Raw genomic sequence first — 17589 nt, forward strand, 5'->3', positions numbered from 1 at the left:
CGTCACCGACACTCTTGGCCTTCTGTTCGGGTTGGTCGTCCATGCCGCCGATATCCAGGATCGGGATAGCGCGCCGGAGGTCCTGAAATCGATCCGCCATGCCTGTCCCTGGCTGCGTCACATCTTTGCCGACGGCGGCTATGCCGGTCCGAAGCTGCGCGCCGCGCTCAGGCGCATGGGCGAGTGGACAGTTGAGATCATCAAGCGCTCCGACATCGCAGAAGGCTTCGAGGCCCTTCCCCGCCGGTGGGTCGTCGAGCGAACCTTCGCCTGGCTCGGTCGCTGCCGTCGTCTCGCCAATGATTGGGAGAAATCCGTCGCCTCCGCCGAAGCCTGGATCAACATCGCACACATCCGCATCACAACCAGGCGGCTTGCAAGATATTGCTATTTTTGACTGAGTTTTGAATCAGGCTCTTAGACGGTTAGGATCTTACGCGATAGCCGGTTCTGAAGATCCACCAAACCATAGCAACACAGGCGGTGCCAAAGAGTAGGATTGCTCCGATACTCAGCCCCACAGGAACGTCCGCCATACCGAAGAACGACCACCGGAAACCGGAAACCAGGTAAACTACAGGATTGAACAGCGTGATATTTTGCCACAGCGGCGGCAACATTGATATCGAATAGAAACTTCCACCCAGAAATACGAGTGGGGTTACGACCAGAAGCGGAACTAATTGCAACTGCTCAAAGTTCTTTGCCCATATTCCAATGATGAAACCAAACAGACTGAATGTCACGCAAGTGAGAGCGAGAAAGGCAATCATCCAAAACGGATGAGCCACAGGCAGTTCCACGAATAAATTTGCAGTCAAGTAGATGACCAGCCCTATGAAGAATGATTTCGTGGCAGCTGCTCCGACATAGCCGATTAGGATTTCGACATAGGTGATAGGCGAAGACAGAATCTCGTAAATCGTACCCATAAATCGTGGCATATAGATCCCGAATGATGCGTTCGAAATGCTTTGTGTTAGAACCGTCAGCATGATTAGCCCCGGAACGATGAACGCGCCGTACTCTATTCCTTCCACTTCTTCGATACGTGATCCTATAGCCGTTCCGAAGACTACGAAATACAGCGAGGTCGAAATGATTGGTGAAATCAGGCTTTGGAATACCGTCCTGAGCGCACGCGACATTTCATAGCGATAGATTGCCCAAATGGCTCTCCGGTTCATGCAGATTCCTTCACGAGATGCACAAAAATATCTTCGAGCGAGCTTTGACGGGTCTGTATGTCCCGCAGAACAAGCCCATGCGCGGATAAGTCCTTCAGGAGAGATGTGATACCAGTTCGCTCGGCTGTACGGTCATAGCTGTAGATAAGGCCCGTTCCGTCCGGCGTCCTCTCGAGATTATATTCTCCGAGGGCCGCCGGCACATCGAACACAGGTTCATGGAACGAAATTGTCAATTCCTTTCGTCCCATCCGATCCAGAAGCTTCGCCTTCTCTTCGACGAGAAGAATGCGACCCTGATTGATTACGCCGACGCGATCAGCAATAGCCTCGGCCTCTTCAATGTAATGCGTGGTCAGAATAATCGTGGTGCCCGCCTTCTGAAGCTGCCGCACGGTTTCCCACATGCTTGTGCGCAATTCGACGTCGACCCCCGCACTTGGTTCGTCGAGAAACAGCACCTTGGGCTCGTGCGCGAGCGCTTTAGCTATCATGACGCGCCGTTTCATGCCGCCAGACAACTCTCGAGTTGCTGCATCTCGTTTATCCCAGAGCGACAGGTCGCGGAGGATGCGTTCAAGAAAGGCCTCATTGGGCGGCAACCCGAACAAACCGCGTGAAAATCTGACCGCACGTAAGACCTTCTCAAACGGATCGATGCTGATTTCCTGTGGCACGAGTCCAATGAGCTGGCGTGCCTCCCGAAATTCTCTTGCCACGTCGTGACCGCCCACAAGAATTCGACCGGAACTGATTTCCGCAATACCACAGATCATCGATATGAGCGTAGTTTTTCCGGCCCCATTGGGGCCAAGAAGCGCTAATATCTCTCCTTGACTGATCTGGAGGTCTGCGCCCTTGAGCGCCTCGAATCCGCCTTCGTATGTCTTTCGAACATTCTCGACTGATACGATCGGATCCATACGCCACTCCCGCAATTCATTCCTTCGCAGACCAACGCCTGCAAACCCGGTGAACAAGTGTTCTGCATCCATACTATTTGCAAGCCACGCGAACGACAAAGTTCCCAAGGTGGGCTTGGGGGCAACCGCGCCCCAAGCAGTTGACACGCACCAAAATGCAGTATAATGCACTTTTGTGCGATTTTTTGCGAGATTTGAATGGAACTGAACAATCCTGAAGTGAGACTAGGTATCCTTCGTGAGCGTATTGCTACCGGCGCATCTCTGATCGCCCTCGATCTGGCCACAGAGTTTGGCGTATCACTTGACACTATCAGACGTGATCTCATCGCGCTCGAGCTTGCTGGCACGGCCAAGCGGGTTCGCGGCGGCGCAGTTCCGATCATTCAACCGTCCGGGCCGCTGCGCGATCGCCCCGGGACGGACTTCGCTATCGCCAACCGGATTGCCCTCTGCGCTCTCCAAAGGCTACGAGGAGCTAGAACACTACTCATCGATGGCGGTACAACCTGCGTTGCATTTGCAAGAGTATTGCAGGCCTCCCCAAGCCTCACGGTTATCACCCCGTCGCCATTTGTCGCTGTAGAAACCTTCAAACGAGGAATTGAAACACTTACTCTTCCAGGTCGTCTCAGCGAGAGCGGAGGCATTTCGGTGGGAATTTCATGTCAAGAAATGCTTGAAGGCATTGCCGCGGACACCGCGGTCCTAGGAGCATGCGCCCTTGATGCGGAGTTTGGCCTCTCATCAGATGACATTCTTGAAAGCACGACAAAACGCAGCCTGTCTCGCGCCGCTTCAGAAACATTCGTCCTCACGGATGCTCGCAAAGTTGGGTCGCGGACCCGCTACAGGACGCTTTGCCCGAGTGAGATAGATGTGGTCGTGACGAATGCCGATATCGTCTCTACGAAGTCCATTGAAGCACGAGATGTTGAGGTCATCCATGCCTAGATTTCGCACCCCTTGGCGCGCAGTGGCCGCTTTGTTCTTTCTCAGCGGCGGACTGTTCGGCACTTGGGCCGGGCGGATTCCGGCCTTTGTTGATCGTTTTGATCTGGGCGAAGCTTCACTTGGGATCCTGCTGCTATGTGTTGCAATCGGTGCGGTCATCTGTTTCCCTTTCGCAGGCAATCTTTCCGACCGGAAAGGCGCGGCCCGCGTATCGATCGCTCTGGCAGCTCTCGCACTTATCGCACTGGTCCTGCTGCCCACTGTTCCGGGCATTGTCACGCTGGGGCTGGCGCTAATGCTGTTCGGCGCGGCGCAAGGCGGACTCGATGTCGCAATGAATTCCTGGGCAGCTGAAGTTGAGCGAGGAATGAGACGGCCCGTCATGTCATCCTTTCATGCGATGTTCAGCCTCGGTGGAGGCCTTGGCGCCGGCACAGGATTTGTCGCGGCCGACACTGGTATCGGACCGGCAGGGCATTTTCTCGCTACTGCGATACTGATCGGTCTCCCCTGCCTCTGGTTGGCACGAATTCCATGGAACTCCGTTCGATCCTCAGGTGGACCGGTCTTTGCCGTTCCACGCGGACCGCTCGCGCTAGTCGGTTTCGTGGCGCTCTGTTCCGCTTTAGGTGAAGGTGTGATAGCCGACTGGAGTGCCGTCTACCTGTACAGCATCAAGGGGTTTAGCGAAGCGAAGGCAACCCTGGGATTTGCTGCTTTCTCCATCTCGATGGTTGCAGCACGGCTCATGGCAGATCGTCTTGTCGCGATCTACGGTGCCGCCAAGAGTGCCAGAACCGGCAGTCTAGTCGCTGCCACCAGTATGGCCGTAGTTCTGTTCTCCGGCAATCTTCCCCTCATGTTGCTCGGGTTTGCCGGTATCGGACTTGGATATGCAGTGCTCTTTCCCCTCGCCTATTCAAGAGCGGCAAATGATCCACAGGTGCCGCCAGGACAGGCAATCGCCGCTGTCGCAACACTGGGGTATGGTGGCTTGCTTGCCGGTCCTCCGGCCATCGGAGCAATCGCGGCCGCAACCTCACTTGAACATGCGTTTGCCTTGGTGGGTCTGCTGACCCTTCTAGTTTCGGCACTTGCCAGGTCCTTGAAACCCGCTGTTTCCGCGGTGCCGGCGGCGGGAAAATCCTGAACGCTAACCTTCGGCAACAACCTGGTTGGCGAGGGTTCCGATCCCACTGATCTCGACCTCCAAGGTATCACCGGGCTTGAGCCACAGTTGCGGCTTCCGCGCAGCGCCAACACCTCCTGGCGTCCCCGTGGCGATCACGTCTCCCGGTAGGAGTTCGGTAACCTGCGAGATATACGCCAATATTTCAGGCACTGAGATCGCAAGATCGCTAACCGGGGAGGATTGAACCTCATTGCCGTTCAAACGAGTTCTCAAATGTTGCCCAGCGGGATCCCCGATTTCCTCCGCAGTTACAATCCACGGTCCCACCGATCCAGATGAAATGAAGTTCTTACCAGGCCAGAATTGTGACGTATGCCGTTGATAGTCGCGGATTGATCCATCCATGAAGCATGTATAGCCCGCAACATAATTGAGTGCATCTTCTTGCGAAATCCGTCGCCCCGCTTTGCCGATGACAACCGCAAGTTCTCCCTCGAAGTCGAATTTCTCGGATTGGAGCGGGCGCACGAGATCTGCGCCTTGGCCCACCAAAGATGACGGGTATCGCGTGAATATTGCCGGATATTCGCCAGGTTCGTTGCCCATCTCGCGTATATGAGCAAGGTAGTTCTGACCGACGCAAATAATCTTGTCGGGAGCGATTATCGGAGGCAACAGCGCCACTTCGGCGAGTGGCACAGGCGAGGTCGTCGACTCTGCCAGCATGTCAAGTTGATTTGCCACCAAGACTGAGCGGATGTCGGGATACTTTGCCCGGAATCCCTCGCTGGCTGTTCGGATCATTCCACGTTCGACAACACCGTAGGCCACTCCGCCACCGGAAGCAAAAGACGCAAGACGCATAATCACCGACCCTTATACTGCCACCGCGAAGATCGTTCACGGCGGTTCCTTACTAAAGCCAAATGATACAAACTGAAACGCCAATCGCGTATTGGCACCAACCTGCCTTGACCAGCCAGACACCTATCGCCCTGAAACTACGATGTTGTAGACCCTGCCAGCGCCGGATGGTGGAGGAGGAAACGGCGCTGCCCCGCGAACGGTATTGAGTGCATCCCGGTCGAAACGAGGAGAGCCTGAACTTTTTGCTACAACGATCTCGGAAATTCGGCCGTCTGATGCAATACGAAACTGAATTGCGGCACTAGCCGTCGCCATCGACCGAGGTTTGGGTGCCCGACGAATTCGTTCGTTTACAAGGCCACGGTAGTTAGATTGAGCGGCTCTGCCGCCTGATCGCACCTCACCACTGGCCGCATGACCAGGCCCGTCTACCCCCCCGGACCGACTGGCCCTTGTTGTCTTGGTCGAACTTCCAATGAAGGCGTCGGTATTGTCCTTTCGGGACGGCCCGCTTAATTGGCGCAGGCTTTCTGGCCTGGCTTTCGGGCGACCTTGAGTTCCTGTGATCTCTGAATCAACTACCGCATGCGACTTGCTTGGAAGCAAATATGCCTCTGATGGTTTGCGCTCCTCAACGGAGACTGGTAATATTAACTCCGCTTTGCCCGCAGCATCAAAATTTTCTTCGGCGGTATTCTGGCCCAATCGTTCCGCATCAGATAGCCTGGGCGGTTCGAAACGTCTGGCAGTCTCGGCAGCAAGAATCGGTTCCGCGGTGCGTACCTGCAAATCCAAGAATGAATTTCCGATCTCAATCTGAGCCCCCTGCCCTGCCCCTTCTAAATGCGACACATCTTCGGATCGGAAAACCAACATCATGGCCCAGTGCATCAGGATCGCCAGAGCAAGCGCCATAACCTTGAAAAAACTTGCCGACGCCTTCACGGATTTTGCCTTCTGAATATGGCGGGCGATGCATTCCCACGCGCTAGGTCAAGCCTGATCGAAGAGCGCAACGCTTCCCGACAGACAGCATACCGAACTGTATGAATTCCCCACGTTGCCAATAGTGCCGCACCTCTCTACCGCACCTTAGACGCAAGACTGGAGCTTCTCGTCAAGGAGGGGCCCTGTCTGTTCTTGCGCAATGCTACGTAGCTCAGCGGGCCATTCCCTGGACAAGACAGGTTCAAATGGAGAAAATGGGGCAATGTTTGTGCAGATCGTTACAATTGAAATTATGCCGGGTGCAAGGGACGCCTTCCTCGAAGCCATGCAAGCAAACTGCAAAGGAAGCCGGGCTGAACCAGGAAATCTTCGTTTTGACATACTCGGGGACCCGGAAGATCCGAACCGTTTTACGATCTACGAAGTCTTTGAAAGTGCTGAAGCGCTGGATCACCATAGAAAAACGGCGCACTATGCGACCTGCCGCCAGCGGATCGACCCAATCACCGTGGCGGGGTCGAAACAGTATTATGATGCCGTCCTGATCGATGAACGACAATCGTGACGGTAGCCCTATGGCTTCTTTCGTCGCCCTTCGTGAGCAAGCTTCAGACCCTGCATCGCATCTGGATTTCCTGCCTTTGCCGCAGCTGAGAAGACCTGCTCCGCCCGCCAATATTGTTTGAGGTTATAGTAGGAGTAACCTCGGATCACCATCAGCCCTACCTCTTCGGGCGCGAAGCCTGAACGGTGATCGAGAATCTGAAGAGCTTCACGGTATCGTCGCCGGTTATAGGCAGCCGTCGCACGTTCTGACAGAATTGAGGCCATCAATTCATTCGATCTCTCAGGGGTCTGTTTGGCCTGTGTGGCGGCAGCAGCAGCCTGGTCAACAAATCCCGATCGAATGTAAGCTAAGCTCAGACCGTAAGCCGCATCGGAACGCGTTTTTGCCGAAGCACTCTGTAGCGCTCTCTTGAATGCCTGTGCGGCATCCACCGAACGTTCGGAGTCAAGAAGGCACCAGCCTAACGCGAGCGCACGGCTTGGCGAAAGCGTGCTGGGTGATACGTATCCGGTGCAGTCTGTTACCTTCGGCACCTGATCACCAGATATGGCAGTATTGCGAGGCGGCAGTCCCACACTTGCAATGCGCTCTGAACGGTTGCGCCAATTTGACTTTAGGGCGCCTAATCCATCGCTCTTGCCGAGGTTTGCGTAGGTAAGGGCGAGACCATAAGCAGATGGCTCGTCTTCCGGGTCCCAGTTGAGTGCGGCCTCGAACCATTTAAGGGCAGTCTCATCTTGGCCGAATGCTCTTGCATACCAACCGAGTTGTCTTGCCGTCCCTGCATCTTTCGCCTTCACAACCTCCGGCACAATACGTTGCAGTACAGCTTCATCGACCTTTGGTGGAGGATCACCTGCCAGTAGATTTGCGGCCGCTGCAAGATATACCGACCGCGCTGATTCGGAACTACCCTTCCAGGGAGCAAGCACCAGCTCAGCTTGAGTAAAATTACCCTGCGCAATCTTCGTGAGTGCAAGGCCCTGCGCCCCGACTTCCGTTTCCTCTACATGTGCCGCGCGTTCGAACCACTCTGCGGCTTCCGAGATGTTCTCCCTCTTCAGATGATACCACCCCAAAAGTAGAGCATCATCGACCCGTTGCCGATCGTCGAATAAACTTGCAACACGCTTAAGATCGCCCGCTGAAACCCGTATGTGATCATCAGAGTTTCCCTCAGCGACCGCTTGGCGCGCCAGTTCGTCGCGTATGCCCTCGAACTCACCAATGCCGGCTGATGTCTCCCGCTCCAAGCTCAAAAGGTCCACCATTACAGGTCGCCTCAGTTCCACCATAGCTTTCTGCATAGTGGCAAACCGCTCTTGTTGCCCGTCGCAGTTTTCGAGGATGTAGCGGTATGCGTCCACAGAGCGCTCTTCACGATCAGTCTGCGCAAACGCTTGGGCGACTCGCCAAAGTAGATCTGTATCCTCACAAGTAAGCAATTCCGGATGATCTGATGCGACTGTGACGACCATTTCGAATTGCTGCAGGTCGGATGCATTTACCAAACGCGTTCGGATCTCACCTGCGTTGAGGCGTTCCAGCAGCTCTGGAGAGGGTCTCCACGTCGGATCTTCAGCCCGATACTCGACAATCTGGTCACGAACTAGCGCATACTCCCTCTCGCCGAGAAGTCGCCAAAGGTTATCTTCCCACGGGTCACCACCTCCTGAAATCGACAGCGGATCATCTGGTGGTTCCCAGCCAGGATATAGAGCCTTGAGTCGCGCAATCTCGGCATTCAGCCTATCTAAATCGCCTTCTTCGGCAAAATACCTCAATGCGGATTCGTCGACATCGTCTGCATCGCCCCTGACATCCTGTGCCATGACAGAAGGAACCCCGAGAACGGCAAGAACGGTAACCGAAATGGCAGATCCCCGGGCCAGTCGAGCTGTTAGAGACATTGCGGCAGTTCCTTTCTTGCGTGACTGAGAACCAGTAGATGCAGCGTCGACGGGTAGTAGTTGGTAGTTGTAAATCTCGTGAGATCCGATGGGATTGGCCCGTCACCCAGAACGCACCCCATCAGGGCCACGATCGACTTATAGCCCGGCTCATCCAACACCCGCGAAATGCGGTCTGTCTCGAGATCAGAAAGCGCGATATCGCCGTCGATGCTCATGCCTTGGACAAAACGTGCCAGTGTTGCAGGGTCATCTTTTCCCGCTCGGATGAGATAAAGTGGGATCCGCAAGCCATTGTATCCGAACTCTGGTTCAAACCCTTTTGCCGGGTTCGGAATGCTGGCCAAGGAAAGCCAATCCGGCGGGAGTTGCCGAACACCGAATTTTGTAGATCTTACGAGCCTTTCACCGAACGCAGAGACGGCCATCCAGTCGTGAGAACGGTCGAGTGCTGCCAGAACAGGGAACGCTTCAAAGACCCAATAGGAGAGATTCACGACCGGCCCATCCGGCCTATCGTCTGACGTGAAACCGTTGACTCCCGGAAGCAGCAATGGCCCGCCTTCTGTTATTTGCAGGGTTGCCTGACCCAGCGCTTCGGCCACCTGAATCGCGGCGATGGTATATTCTGGATTGGCCCATTCGGCTCCTGCGTGGGCTAACGCATAGGCAATCAGAATTTCCCCATCGGACGCATTGTTTATATCCGTTATTCTCGGTTCAGAGTTCGGGTCCCATTTCCACGCGGCTAGCCCATCGTCACGGATCAGAAGTTCGCTCTTCGTGAAGCGCCATATCCGCTCAAAATCGGTCTGCATTCCGGCAAGGTAAGCGAGGATCAGGCCATATCCCTGCCCCTCACTATGGCTAATGCCCCCGTTCGCCGTATCCACTATCCGACCAGATGGTGCGAGGAAGGACTGGGCATAGGCTTGCCACTCTTCAGGACGGATTAATCGCTCTTCAGCGGCGTGCGCCACGGTTACGCCGAAAACCACCGTGCAAGTCGAAAGCATGGTGCGAAGGATGTTTCGTCCGACGTTCACGACCGCCTTCCGAGTTGGGAGAGGAGCGCGAGGGTCACCGCTCCCAAAAGAATGCAAGCCAAAGAGAGAAGCAGGGAATAGGCCAATGCGTTTGATGACAGCCAGTTTGTCACTATCAGGCGAGCATTTGCGAAACTCCAAGGCTGTGTCGGAACAAGCTCAAGGGCTATGGGAGGTAAAGTGACCACGGTTCCCTTGTCGGCGGAATAGACACTCAACCGGCCGCCAATCCGTGACCAACTCCCGCGCTCAGACAAATCGATAGAGCCTTGCAACAATGATTCGGATGAGGCGGAAGAAATAACGGTCCATGTACCGTTGCCGCGCGGGTTGATCGACTGGGACAAAAGCAATGTGTCCGACGCTTCCGGGCTGAAGAAGTCAGCTTCTCGAGGAACCAGTCTGAGTGCGGCCAGTGAGAGGTCAAAGTTTTCCTGCAGCGTGTTCGCAAGGTCCCTTAACCTTCGGCGCACAGGACTTGTCTCGAGTGAATCCCGCCACTCATCCAGTTCACTGGATTGCCCCCCGCCCAAGGAGAGGTTCACCGTCTTTTCTGACGCCCATCCGCTTTTTTGGGGAGGTGAAATCCGGACATGATCACGCACTGACGCAGAAAGATGCGCGATAGGAGCTATAATAAGAGCGGAGCCTACTTCCATTGCCTTTTGGGACGAGATCAATGAAACAGATCTCACTTGGCCAGAGGCTACTGCAATCCGGCCCGTAAGGTTCATCGCAGCCGCTATTGTTTGTTCGTTCTGCAAGTTTAGGACAACCGACAATCCATCGTTCTGCTCCTCGCTAGCGACCTCGCCCATTGCAAAGGCCGCCAGATTTGGGCGCTGTGCAATCCGTGCAAAATCGGGCATCAAAAAACGGGAAGTGTCGTAGAGCGCAAAACGAGGAGTATCGGATGCCGTTGTTCCAGGTTCGCAGGCCAGGTCTGCATCAGTCATCATGACAGCATCCAGCCGAATACGGTTCTTGCCCGGACGGATGTCCTTAAGCCCAACACGTATTGGGAGCTGTCTGAGCACCCCCCCACCCGAGTCCATAATTGGGACTGTGCTCGCGATGCGTTCATTCACGTAGATATCGATTCTGCTTCCTGGGCGTACCTCTCGGGAAATGGCCGCATCGAGCATGATCTTTGCTTCACCGTAGGACTGGGCGTAGAAGTCCGTCGGAACAGCAATGTCAAACTCGCGGGAGTATCTGCGCCCCGAAAAACGCTCGGTAGGAACGCCCAACTCGCCAAAGGAGATGCTGCCCCCTGAGGCGATCAACGGGACGTCAGTGCCGGGCCACGTCAAAACATTCTCCGGTCTTTGCCCGAGATCGAAAACCGGCCAACTATCAACGTTTTCCCCTACTTCCTCCGGCGTTGCACCACCCAAAACTAGAACGGATCGTCCGTGTGCGGGCCGTTTCGGTAGGCCCTCAAGAGAAACAAATTGGGATGGTTCAGGAGCACTGACTCCCAGCAACTCCAGTTCGGAATATGTGCCAAAGAATACGGTTAAGGCTCCCTCGCCCTTGGCGCGCTCGATCGAACGGGAAACCGAGAATGTAATGTGAGGCGCGTTCGTCATGACCGCAAGCTTCTGGGCGACAACCAGCAGCGCTTCCGCTACCATCGGATTCTCTAGTCCAGGCGCGATGATCTCTACTCGCGTTTGCCCATCACCATCCATACCGATTCCTGGAAGATCCTGAAAGCTGGATGGAAACGCATTGCCCGCTTTAGAATGCGAAAGAAATGTTCGGTTTGGGTCCAGATCTGTCCAAAGCTCGTAGGTCGATTCAACTGTGCAATCAGTCCGGTGCCTTTGCCGGGCCTCTACCGATATCTGGTTCTGCCCCTCCTTCAGCAATCCGACCGGAACTGGAATCACAAGGTCCGTCGGGCCCGCAGATGATCGGATGGTGGTTTCGCCGAGAATTGTCCCATTCACAGCTATCTGCATCCGCGAGGACTCTGGGGCGACCATCACGGAATTGCGATAGCCAAGATGGAGCTGAGCGCTTTCAAGTAAACCGGGAGGCAGCGTTATGTTCCAGTCGTGGGCGGCCAATTCGCCAACTAACCGGTTTTCGCCCTTAGGTAGAAAGAACTGTTTCGCAATCTCTAGACCTTTGACAGATTGCGAAAGCGGCGGCATGCCACTAGGGGAAAGGCCAAGAGGCAAGACACGCGGCTCCGGCGAAATAATGTCTCCAGACATGTCGAATGGCGCTGGCTGCCCATACACGGGGATTGCCAAGGCAAATGCAGCGGCAGCCAAAGCAATAGTAGAGGAGAACCGACGTATCATGCTCGCTTCCCACTATTGATTTCCTGTTGATTTTCCTTGCGAGAAAGGGCCGCCCGGGCCGCAAAGCTCAAACCACGAAGCGTCGCTCCAAATGCTATCATCAAGAAGCCGATGGTTCCCATCACGACACCCGGGTTTCGGCGTCGGCTGTGCTGGAACTCACTCCACTGATCTGAGTTGGCGTATATGAGATCAGCGATCAGCCGGTGATGGACGACCTCGCTCGGGTCAAAGCGACAATTGAGAGTAATGGTTTCCTTGTCGTTGAACAGACCTCGGACAAGCATTGGTAAGCTACCCGTTAATCCATCTGTATGGGGATCGAATGACAGCTCTCCTCCCATCCCTCTGGCAATTTGATCAATGGGCGCACCCGCAATTCTCACCCGGGCGCCTTGATCGGAGACGTCTTCGATTGTCCCTGGATACCAGTCACTGCCTATCTGAAACTGGCAACGGCGGCTCACTTTCACACGATGGCTAAACGCTCGCTTTTGTCCACGTTCGGAAACGACACCCAGTGCACAACCTGCGATGATGAGGTTGAGGAGGTTCCAGCCCCCCACCACCAAGGTCACATCAGCCTTCCACGGCTCGCTATAGACCCGGTAGACGGTTACCGCGACACCTATCATGAGAATACCGAAGATGAGGAAGAAGGGCCGACTCAACTCGGAAAGACGGTCGCTTGTGACGCTCTCATCCTTCGCGGTCACTTTGAAGCTTGGTTTGCGTGGCTTGAGAATGACCGACACGACTGCCGGTAAGAGATGAACCGACTGAATGTACTCGTAGAGTTCGGATATCCACGGCCATCTGAATGAACCGTAGAGATAGTTCTGCATGATCAAGTTCGCCACCATATAGGCAAGCGTGTAAACAAGGAACTCGCTACCCGAAGCGGTGAAGATCTGCAGATCGAAGAGCAAGTAGCAGAGCGGCGCCAAAAGGAAGATCATTCGGGGGAAAGGAAATAACCAGAAAAGTGTGGATGAGGCGTAACATACGCGCTGAGCCATGCTCAGGCCTCTTTTGAAGATCGGGGCGCGAAGCATCAGGATCTGCATCATTCCCTGCGCCCAGCGACTGCGCTGGCCGATGAAGCTCGAGAATGTCGCAGGCTGCAATCCTGCAATTAGCGGCTGATCGACGTAGACGCTGTTCCAGCCCTTTGAATGCAATGCGACCGCAGTCTCGCAATCTTCGGTAATGGATATTCCATGGAACCCTCCCGTTTCGGCCAAGGCTTCGCGGCGCAGCACAGCAGCTGATCCGCAGAAGAACGAACTATTCCACTTGTCGAGACCACGTTGAATGATGCCGTAGAACATCTCGTTCTCCGACGGCATCTTCTCGAAAGTATCAAGATTGTTTTCGATCGGATCCGGATTGAGGAAGAAGTGGGGCGACTGGACCAGAAATAGTCTGGCATCCTCCGCAAAATAGCCAACGGTCTTTTCAAGAAAATCACGCGCAGGTGCATGGTCCGCATCGAAAACGGCGATCAGATCACCTTCCGAGTGTTCGAGCGCATTGTTCATGTTCCCCGCTTTCGCATGTTCATTGCGCGAACGGGTCAGGTAATTGATACCAAAATCGGCGCAAACCTGTTTCAATTCCTGATAACGCCTTTCGGCCGCAGCGGCCTGAAGAATGTCACTGGAGTTGCGCTTCTGTTCGGTGCCACCGTCGTCCAACAACCAGATCGTGACGAGGTCCTTCGGGTAATTCATTGCCTGAGCTGCGGCGATCGTACTCGTCAGAAGTTCGGCGTCTTCATTGTAAGTCGGAATAAAGACGTCGATCGTGGGCAAAGATGGCCGGGTTTCGATGGACAACGCCGGCCTTGAGCGCATCGGATTAGCGACCACGAACAAGCTGAGACCCAGCATCATCACCGAATACATCTCTGCGAGATAGAGGAGGAAGCCGGGGATGAAATTTTCGATCTGATTTACAGGAGGAATCGTGTTTGTTGTCCGCCAGTAGACATAACGAAGAACTATGGCAGTACCGAAAGCAAGCGCGACAAGCCGCCAGGTTCCATCAGGGCGAAACCTCTTCATGATCATCATCGCGCCAAGAATGGTCGCACTCCCGACCAACTGAGCCTGAAGGCTGATGGGCAGTGTGACCAGGAACAGCATGACTGCCGCAAAAAAGGCCCATAAAGGCCAAAGGAGAAGCTGTTTCATTCCTTGACCTCCCGGGCGAGTGACTCGGGGAGTTCTATTTCACGCGCAGCGGTAATCGCCCGCATGGCAGGAGAATTTGGGTCATTCGGCGCAACTATTGCCTGGCCCAGCGGATCGTCAGCTGCAATTCCGAAATCTGGAGGCGGAACAATTGGAGCGCTTTCGCCGTAATTGGGAGGCGATGAGCTTGGTACTGTGCTTACCATACCCGAGGAAACAGGCGAAGGAACGGTGGGACCTTCATACGCTGCGGTCGCTGATGCTTGTTTGACTTGAGTAGCACCTGTCGGCTTTGCCGCTGCGCGATGGGGCACAGTCGTAGACGGAGCGTAGTCCGGCAGCACGCTTGCGATACCGGTAGAAGTTGATGGCCGCACTACAGTAGGTGAATCCAGAACGCTGACTGGATCACGTCGGTTCTGTGGAGGCACGTTAGGATATTGGCTGCCAAAGTAGGATGAGAGGGTGAACCTGTACATGACCTGAAGCATTTCGTTCTCGCTTGCACCCGACTGGCAAAGTCGCAAACGTATTTGAATTAGGAAACGGTTGGCATAGAACGGCCCTGCGCCACTCTGCATGTTCAACCGCTGCCAGCCATAAATGCATAGATCGCGCCCTCGACCGCGTCCCATCGCATAGCCGAAGGGCCCATACCGGTTTTGAACGAAATACGGTGAAACTGTCATGGACACAGCTGGCAGAACCTTTTCCATCTCGAGCCTGACACTCGCATTGGTGGGCTGACCTGGATCTACCGCACCGTTACCTACCTGATGAGCCCGGCCGAAAACTTGGGCGGTAAGCGCATTTTGACCGGGAGTGCTGGAACGAGAACCCAGCAAGACTTCGTGCTCCACTGCATTCCCTAGATTGCGCTGCACAGCCCCAACGACAACCGGCCCCCCGGGATCGGGCAAGATGTAGGCAGCGCTTGGGGGTATCAACCCGCTTTGAGCAATGGACATGCTCGAACGCTGCGGCGCACAGGCCGAAACCAAAGCCAGAAACGCCCAGAGGGCGGCAAGAAGAACTAATCTCGTCATGACGTCCGGGCTTTCAGCTGCTGAAGGACCGGCGAAGCCGGCATTAAAAGGGGAGGTGGTTGCAGGTTTGATCCGGATCAAAACGCTGAATTGCTAACAAAATGTTTTCAAATGCTCGGGCGTTGTAAGATTTCATGTGACATACGGTTCATGTCATACCGTTTGCGTCATCTATGGCGCGGCTTGAGATTGTTATCGAATACGGCCTCTCAGATTCTTTGGCTTGTCCCTGACCAGCCAGATAATAAGCGACCTGCGGCCTAGGCGTCTTTGGACGCAATCATCGAATTGTGCCTTGACGAGCACGCTCCTCCTAAACACCTTCCACCCAGCATCAGACAAGGTTTCCCTCTTCCGTGAAAACGCCCCCTGCCCCCTTTGCTGCATTCGAATGGAACATCGCTTGGCACTATTTGCGCGCGCGCAAAAGAGAGGGCGGCATCTCTGTGATCGCCTGGTATGCCCTCATTGGAGTAATGCTCGGGGTCGCCACACTTATTGTTGTACAAGCCGTAATGATTGGATTTCGTGAGGAGTTTACAGAGCGTATTCTCGGCGCGAACTCCCATGCCAGCGTCTACTATTCCGCCGAGTTCGATGAGTTCGGCAATACTGACAGGTTAATTGCGGACTATAACGAGCTCGCATTACGCCTCGCGGAAGTACCTGGAGTAGAGCGCGCCGCACCACTCATCCGCGGACAGGTCATGGCATCGGCAGGCGGTCGGGCTGCAGGGGTAGAAATCATAGGAACGCAGCTAGAGGATCTCCGCCAGGTGCCACTCATCTCCCAACCCGAGATGCAAGCTGGCACGCTCGATCGCTTTGGGGAGGGCGTGGCTATTGGCAGCGGCGTGGCACGAGAACTTGGCGTCGGGCCGGGCGACATGATCACCCTCATATCGCCCGAGGGAATGGATACGCCATTTGGGACACAACCGAGGCTGAATGACTACGAAGTCGTCTATATCTTCGGTGTGGGCAGATACGATATTGATCGAACGCGGGTATACGTCCCGTTCAGCGAGGCACAGCGTTTCTTTGACCGGGAAGGCGGCTCTGACGAAATCGAAGTGATGCTGGTAAATCCGGCGGATGTAGATGCGATACGAGCCCCTCTTGCCCAAGCAGCTGGCGCACGTGGATTGGTATGGACTTGGAAGGATGCAAACAGCGCCTTTTTGTCTGCTCTAGACGTGGAACGGCGCGTCATGTTCATTGTGCTTTCCTTGGTTGTCTTGATCGCAGCTCTCAATATCATTTCGGGTTTGGTTATGCTCGTGAAGAACAAGAGCCGCGATATCGGAATTCTACGCACAATGGGTTTTGCACAAGGTTCCATTCTCCGGATCTTCTTCATCTGCGGCGCTTCGATCGGCTTGATAGGAACCGCACTGGGCGTAGTTCTCGGCTGCCTCTTCGCTTATAATATTCAGGAAATGCAGGCGTTGGTCGAATGGGTTTCGGGCGGCTCGGTATGGAACCCCGAAGTCCGTTTTCTCACCGAGATCCCTGCCCGCTTAAGGCCAATAGACGTATTTGCCGTTGTCGCGATGGCGATTGGGCTTTCATTCGTTATTACAATCTGGCCTGCGCGCAGCGCTGCGAGGCTCGACCCGGTGGAGGCATTGCGGGATGGCTGATCGTCGCAACTATGCGCTGAGACTGGCCGACATCTTCAAAGTCTACAATTCGGAACAACCAGGCAAAATCCGGGTGTTGGACGGTGCATGCCTTGAACTTGCGCAGGGAGAAATCGTGGCACTGGCCGGTCCGTCCGGCTCAGGAAAGTCGACACTTTTGCATATAGCCGGTCTATTGGATGTCCCAAGCAGTGGCCACGTCCTTATCGGAAAAGAAAACTTCAGCGAAGCTGGAGACCGGGCCAGAACCGCGGCAAGACGCGACAAAATTGGCTTTGTCTACCAGTTCCACCATCTGCTTCCAGAATTCTCTGCACGCGACAATATTATTTTGCCTCAACAAGCTGCAGGCGAGAACCTGCAAAATGCAAAGGAACGGGCAGAATGTCTTTTGGATCAGGTCGGGCTTCTCCAGCGCGCAGACCACAAGCCGGCTGAACTCTCGGGCGGCGAGCAGCAAAGGGTTGCTATAGCTCGCGCGCTTGCCAACAGCCCCTCGTTGCTCTTGGCCGATGAACCAACTGGGAACCTAGATCCAGAAACGGCGTGCGTGGTATTCGATCTGCTATTAGGCCTTGTACGTGAGACGGGGCTCGCAGCGCTTATTGCCACTCACAACCTCGAACTGGCGGCGCGCATGGATCGAACGCTGCAAATTTGCAACGGCAGAGTTATAGTATCATAATTGTTATACAGACATCGAAGTTATACTAATTAATAATTTAAGTAAGTGGAGTTGGCTTTAGCCTATAGCCTCAGGAACACAAAGTTGAGCAAAAGTGATTTTTCTCAAGATCGGAACGAACAGTCGCTCATTCTGAGAAACCTGCACGAAGAGATTCTTTCTCAGACTCA

General features: G+C 54.7%; 15 protein-coding genes. 6 read left to right on the forward strand and 9 right to left on the reverse strand.

Annotated elements, in window-relative coordinates:
* A partial coding sequence (locus ACP15W_RS18820) for an IS5 family transposase (RefSeq protein WP_424934486.1) occupies positions 1-397 on the forward strand: 397 nt, incomplete at its 5' end.
* A gap of 28 nt (positions 398-425) precedes the next feature.
* Here ACP15W_RS18820 and ACP15W_RS18825 read toward each other — a convergent pair.
* Together ACP15W_RS18825 and ACP15W_RS18830 are read right to left on the reverse strand one after the other, a co-directional pair.
* Positions 426-1187 carry an ABC transporter permease gene (locus ACP15W_RS18825; RefSeq protein ID WP_424934487.1) on the reverse strand — a complete coding sequence of 254 codons (762 nt, stop codon included), beginning with the start codon at positions 1185-1187 and terminating at the stop codon, positions 426-428.
* Positions 1184-2110, reverse strand: a complete 927-nt coding sequence (locus tag ACP15W_RS18830; RefSeq protein WP_424934488.1) for an ABC transporter ATP-binding protein — start codon at positions 2108-2110, stop codon at positions 1184-1186. The genes ACP15W_RS18825 and ACP15W_RS18830 overlap by 4 nt, the downstream gene beginning before the upstream one ends.
* Before the next feature lie 198 nt (positions 2111-2308).
* Between ACP15W_RS18830 and ACP15W_RS18835 the strand changes: the two genes are divergently transcribed.
* On the forward strand, positions 2309-3064 hold the full coding sequence (locus tag ACP15W_RS18835) for a DeoR/GlpR family DNA-binding transcription regulator (RefSeq protein ID WP_424934489.1): 756 nt from the start codon (positions 2309-2311) through the stop codon (positions 3062-3064).
* A gap of 22 nt (positions 3065-3086) precedes the next feature.
* The gene (locus ACP15W_RS18840) at positions 3087-4214 is read left to right on the forward strand and encodes an MFS transporter (protein ID WP_424934490.1); all 1128 of its coding nucleotides are present in this window, start codon (positions 3087-3089) and stop codon (positions 4212-4214) included.
* Between the two features lie 3 nt (positions 4215-4217).
* Here the strand turns inward: ACP15W_RS18840 and ACP15W_RS18845 are convergent, their stop codons facing one another.
* Together ACP15W_RS18845 and ACP15W_RS18850 are read right to left on the reverse strand one after the other, a co-directional pair.
* Positions 4218-5060, reverse strand: a complete 843-nt coding sequence (locus ACP15W_RS18845; protein ID WP_424934491.1) for a fumarylacetoacetate hydrolase family protein — start codon at positions 5058-5060, stop codon at positions 4218-4220.
* 123 nt (positions 5061-5183) lie between these two features.
* Positions 5184-6008, reverse strand: a complete 825-nt coding sequence (locus ACP15W_RS18850) for a TonB family protein (RefSeq protein ID WP_424934492.1) — start codon at positions 6006-6008, stop codon at positions 5184-5186.
* Between the two features lie 265 nt (positions 6009-6273).
* On the opposite strand from ACP15W_RS18850, the gene ACP15W_RS18855 reads away from it, so the two are divergent.
* On the forward strand, positions 6274-6576 hold the full coding sequence (locus ACP15W_RS18855) for an antibiotic biosynthesis monooxygenase (RefSeq protein WP_424934493.1): 303 nt from the start codon (positions 6274-6276) through the stop codon (positions 6574-6576).
* An 8-nt stretch (positions 6577-6584) separates the two neighbouring features.
* Here ACP15W_RS18855 and ACP15W_RS18860 read toward each other — a convergent pair whose 3' ends face one another.
* The 5 genes from ACP15W_RS18860 to bcsN form a co-directional block, all read right to left on the reverse strand.
* Complete coding sequence (locus ACP15W_RS18860) at positions 6585-8411, reverse strand: hypothetical protein (protein ID WP_424934494.1); 1827 nt, start codon at positions 8409-8411, stop codon at positions 6585-6587.
* Positions 8412-8479: 68 nt separating this feature from the next.
* Positions 8480-9535 (reverse strand): glycosyl hydrolase family 8, encoded by a 1056-nt coding sequence (locus ACP15W_RS18865; protein WP_424934495.1) that lies wholly within the window; start codon positions 9533-9535, stop codon positions 8480-8482.
* Positions 9532-11850 (reverse strand): cellulose biosynthesis cyclic di-GMP-binding regulatory protein BcsB, encoded by a 2319-nt coding sequence (locus tag ACP15W_RS18870; protein WP_424934496.1) that lies wholly within the window; start codon positions 11848-11850, stop codon positions 9532-9534. Before ACP15W_RS18870 ends, ACP15W_RS18865 begins: the two co-directional genes overlap by 4 nt.
* Entirely contained in the window at positions 11847-14045 is a 2199-nt protein-coding gene (gene bcsA / locus ACP15W_RS18875) for a UDP-forming cellulose synthase catalytic subunit (protein ID WP_424934497.1), read from the reverse strand. The genes ACP15W_RS18870 and bcsA overlap by 4 nt, the downstream gene beginning before the upstream one ends.
* Positions 14042-15172, reverse strand: coding sequence for a cellulose biosynthesis protein BcsN (bcsN, locus tag ACP15W_RS18880; protein WP_424934498.1), 1131 nt, complete (start codon positions 15170-15172; stop codon positions 14042-14044). The genes bcsA and bcsN overlap by 4 nt, the downstream gene beginning before the upstream one ends.
* A 275-nt stretch (positions 15173-15447) precedes the next feature.
* On the opposite strand from bcsN, the gene ACP15W_RS18885 reads away from it, so the two are divergent.
* Positions 15448-16734, forward strand: coding sequence for a lipoprotein-releasing ABC transporter permease subunit (locus tag ACP15W_RS18885; RefSeq protein WP_424934499.1), 1287 nt, complete (start codon positions 15448-15450; stop codon positions 16732-16734).
* Positions 16727-17419, forward strand: a complete 693-nt coding sequence (locus tag ACP15W_RS18890) for an ABC transporter ATP-binding protein (protein ID WP_424934501.1) — start codon at positions 16727-16729, stop codon at positions 17417-17419. The genes ACP15W_RS18885 and ACP15W_RS18890 overlap by 8 nt, the downstream gene beginning before the upstream one ends.
* Positions 17420-17589: the final 170 nt, after the last annotated feature.

It is taken from the genome of Amaricoccus macauensis (genome assembly GCF_049800915.1).
Taxonomy (GTDB): Bacteria; Pseudomonadota; Alphaproteobacteria; order Rhodobacterales; family Rhodobacteraceae; genus Amaricoccus; species Amaricoccus macauensis_A.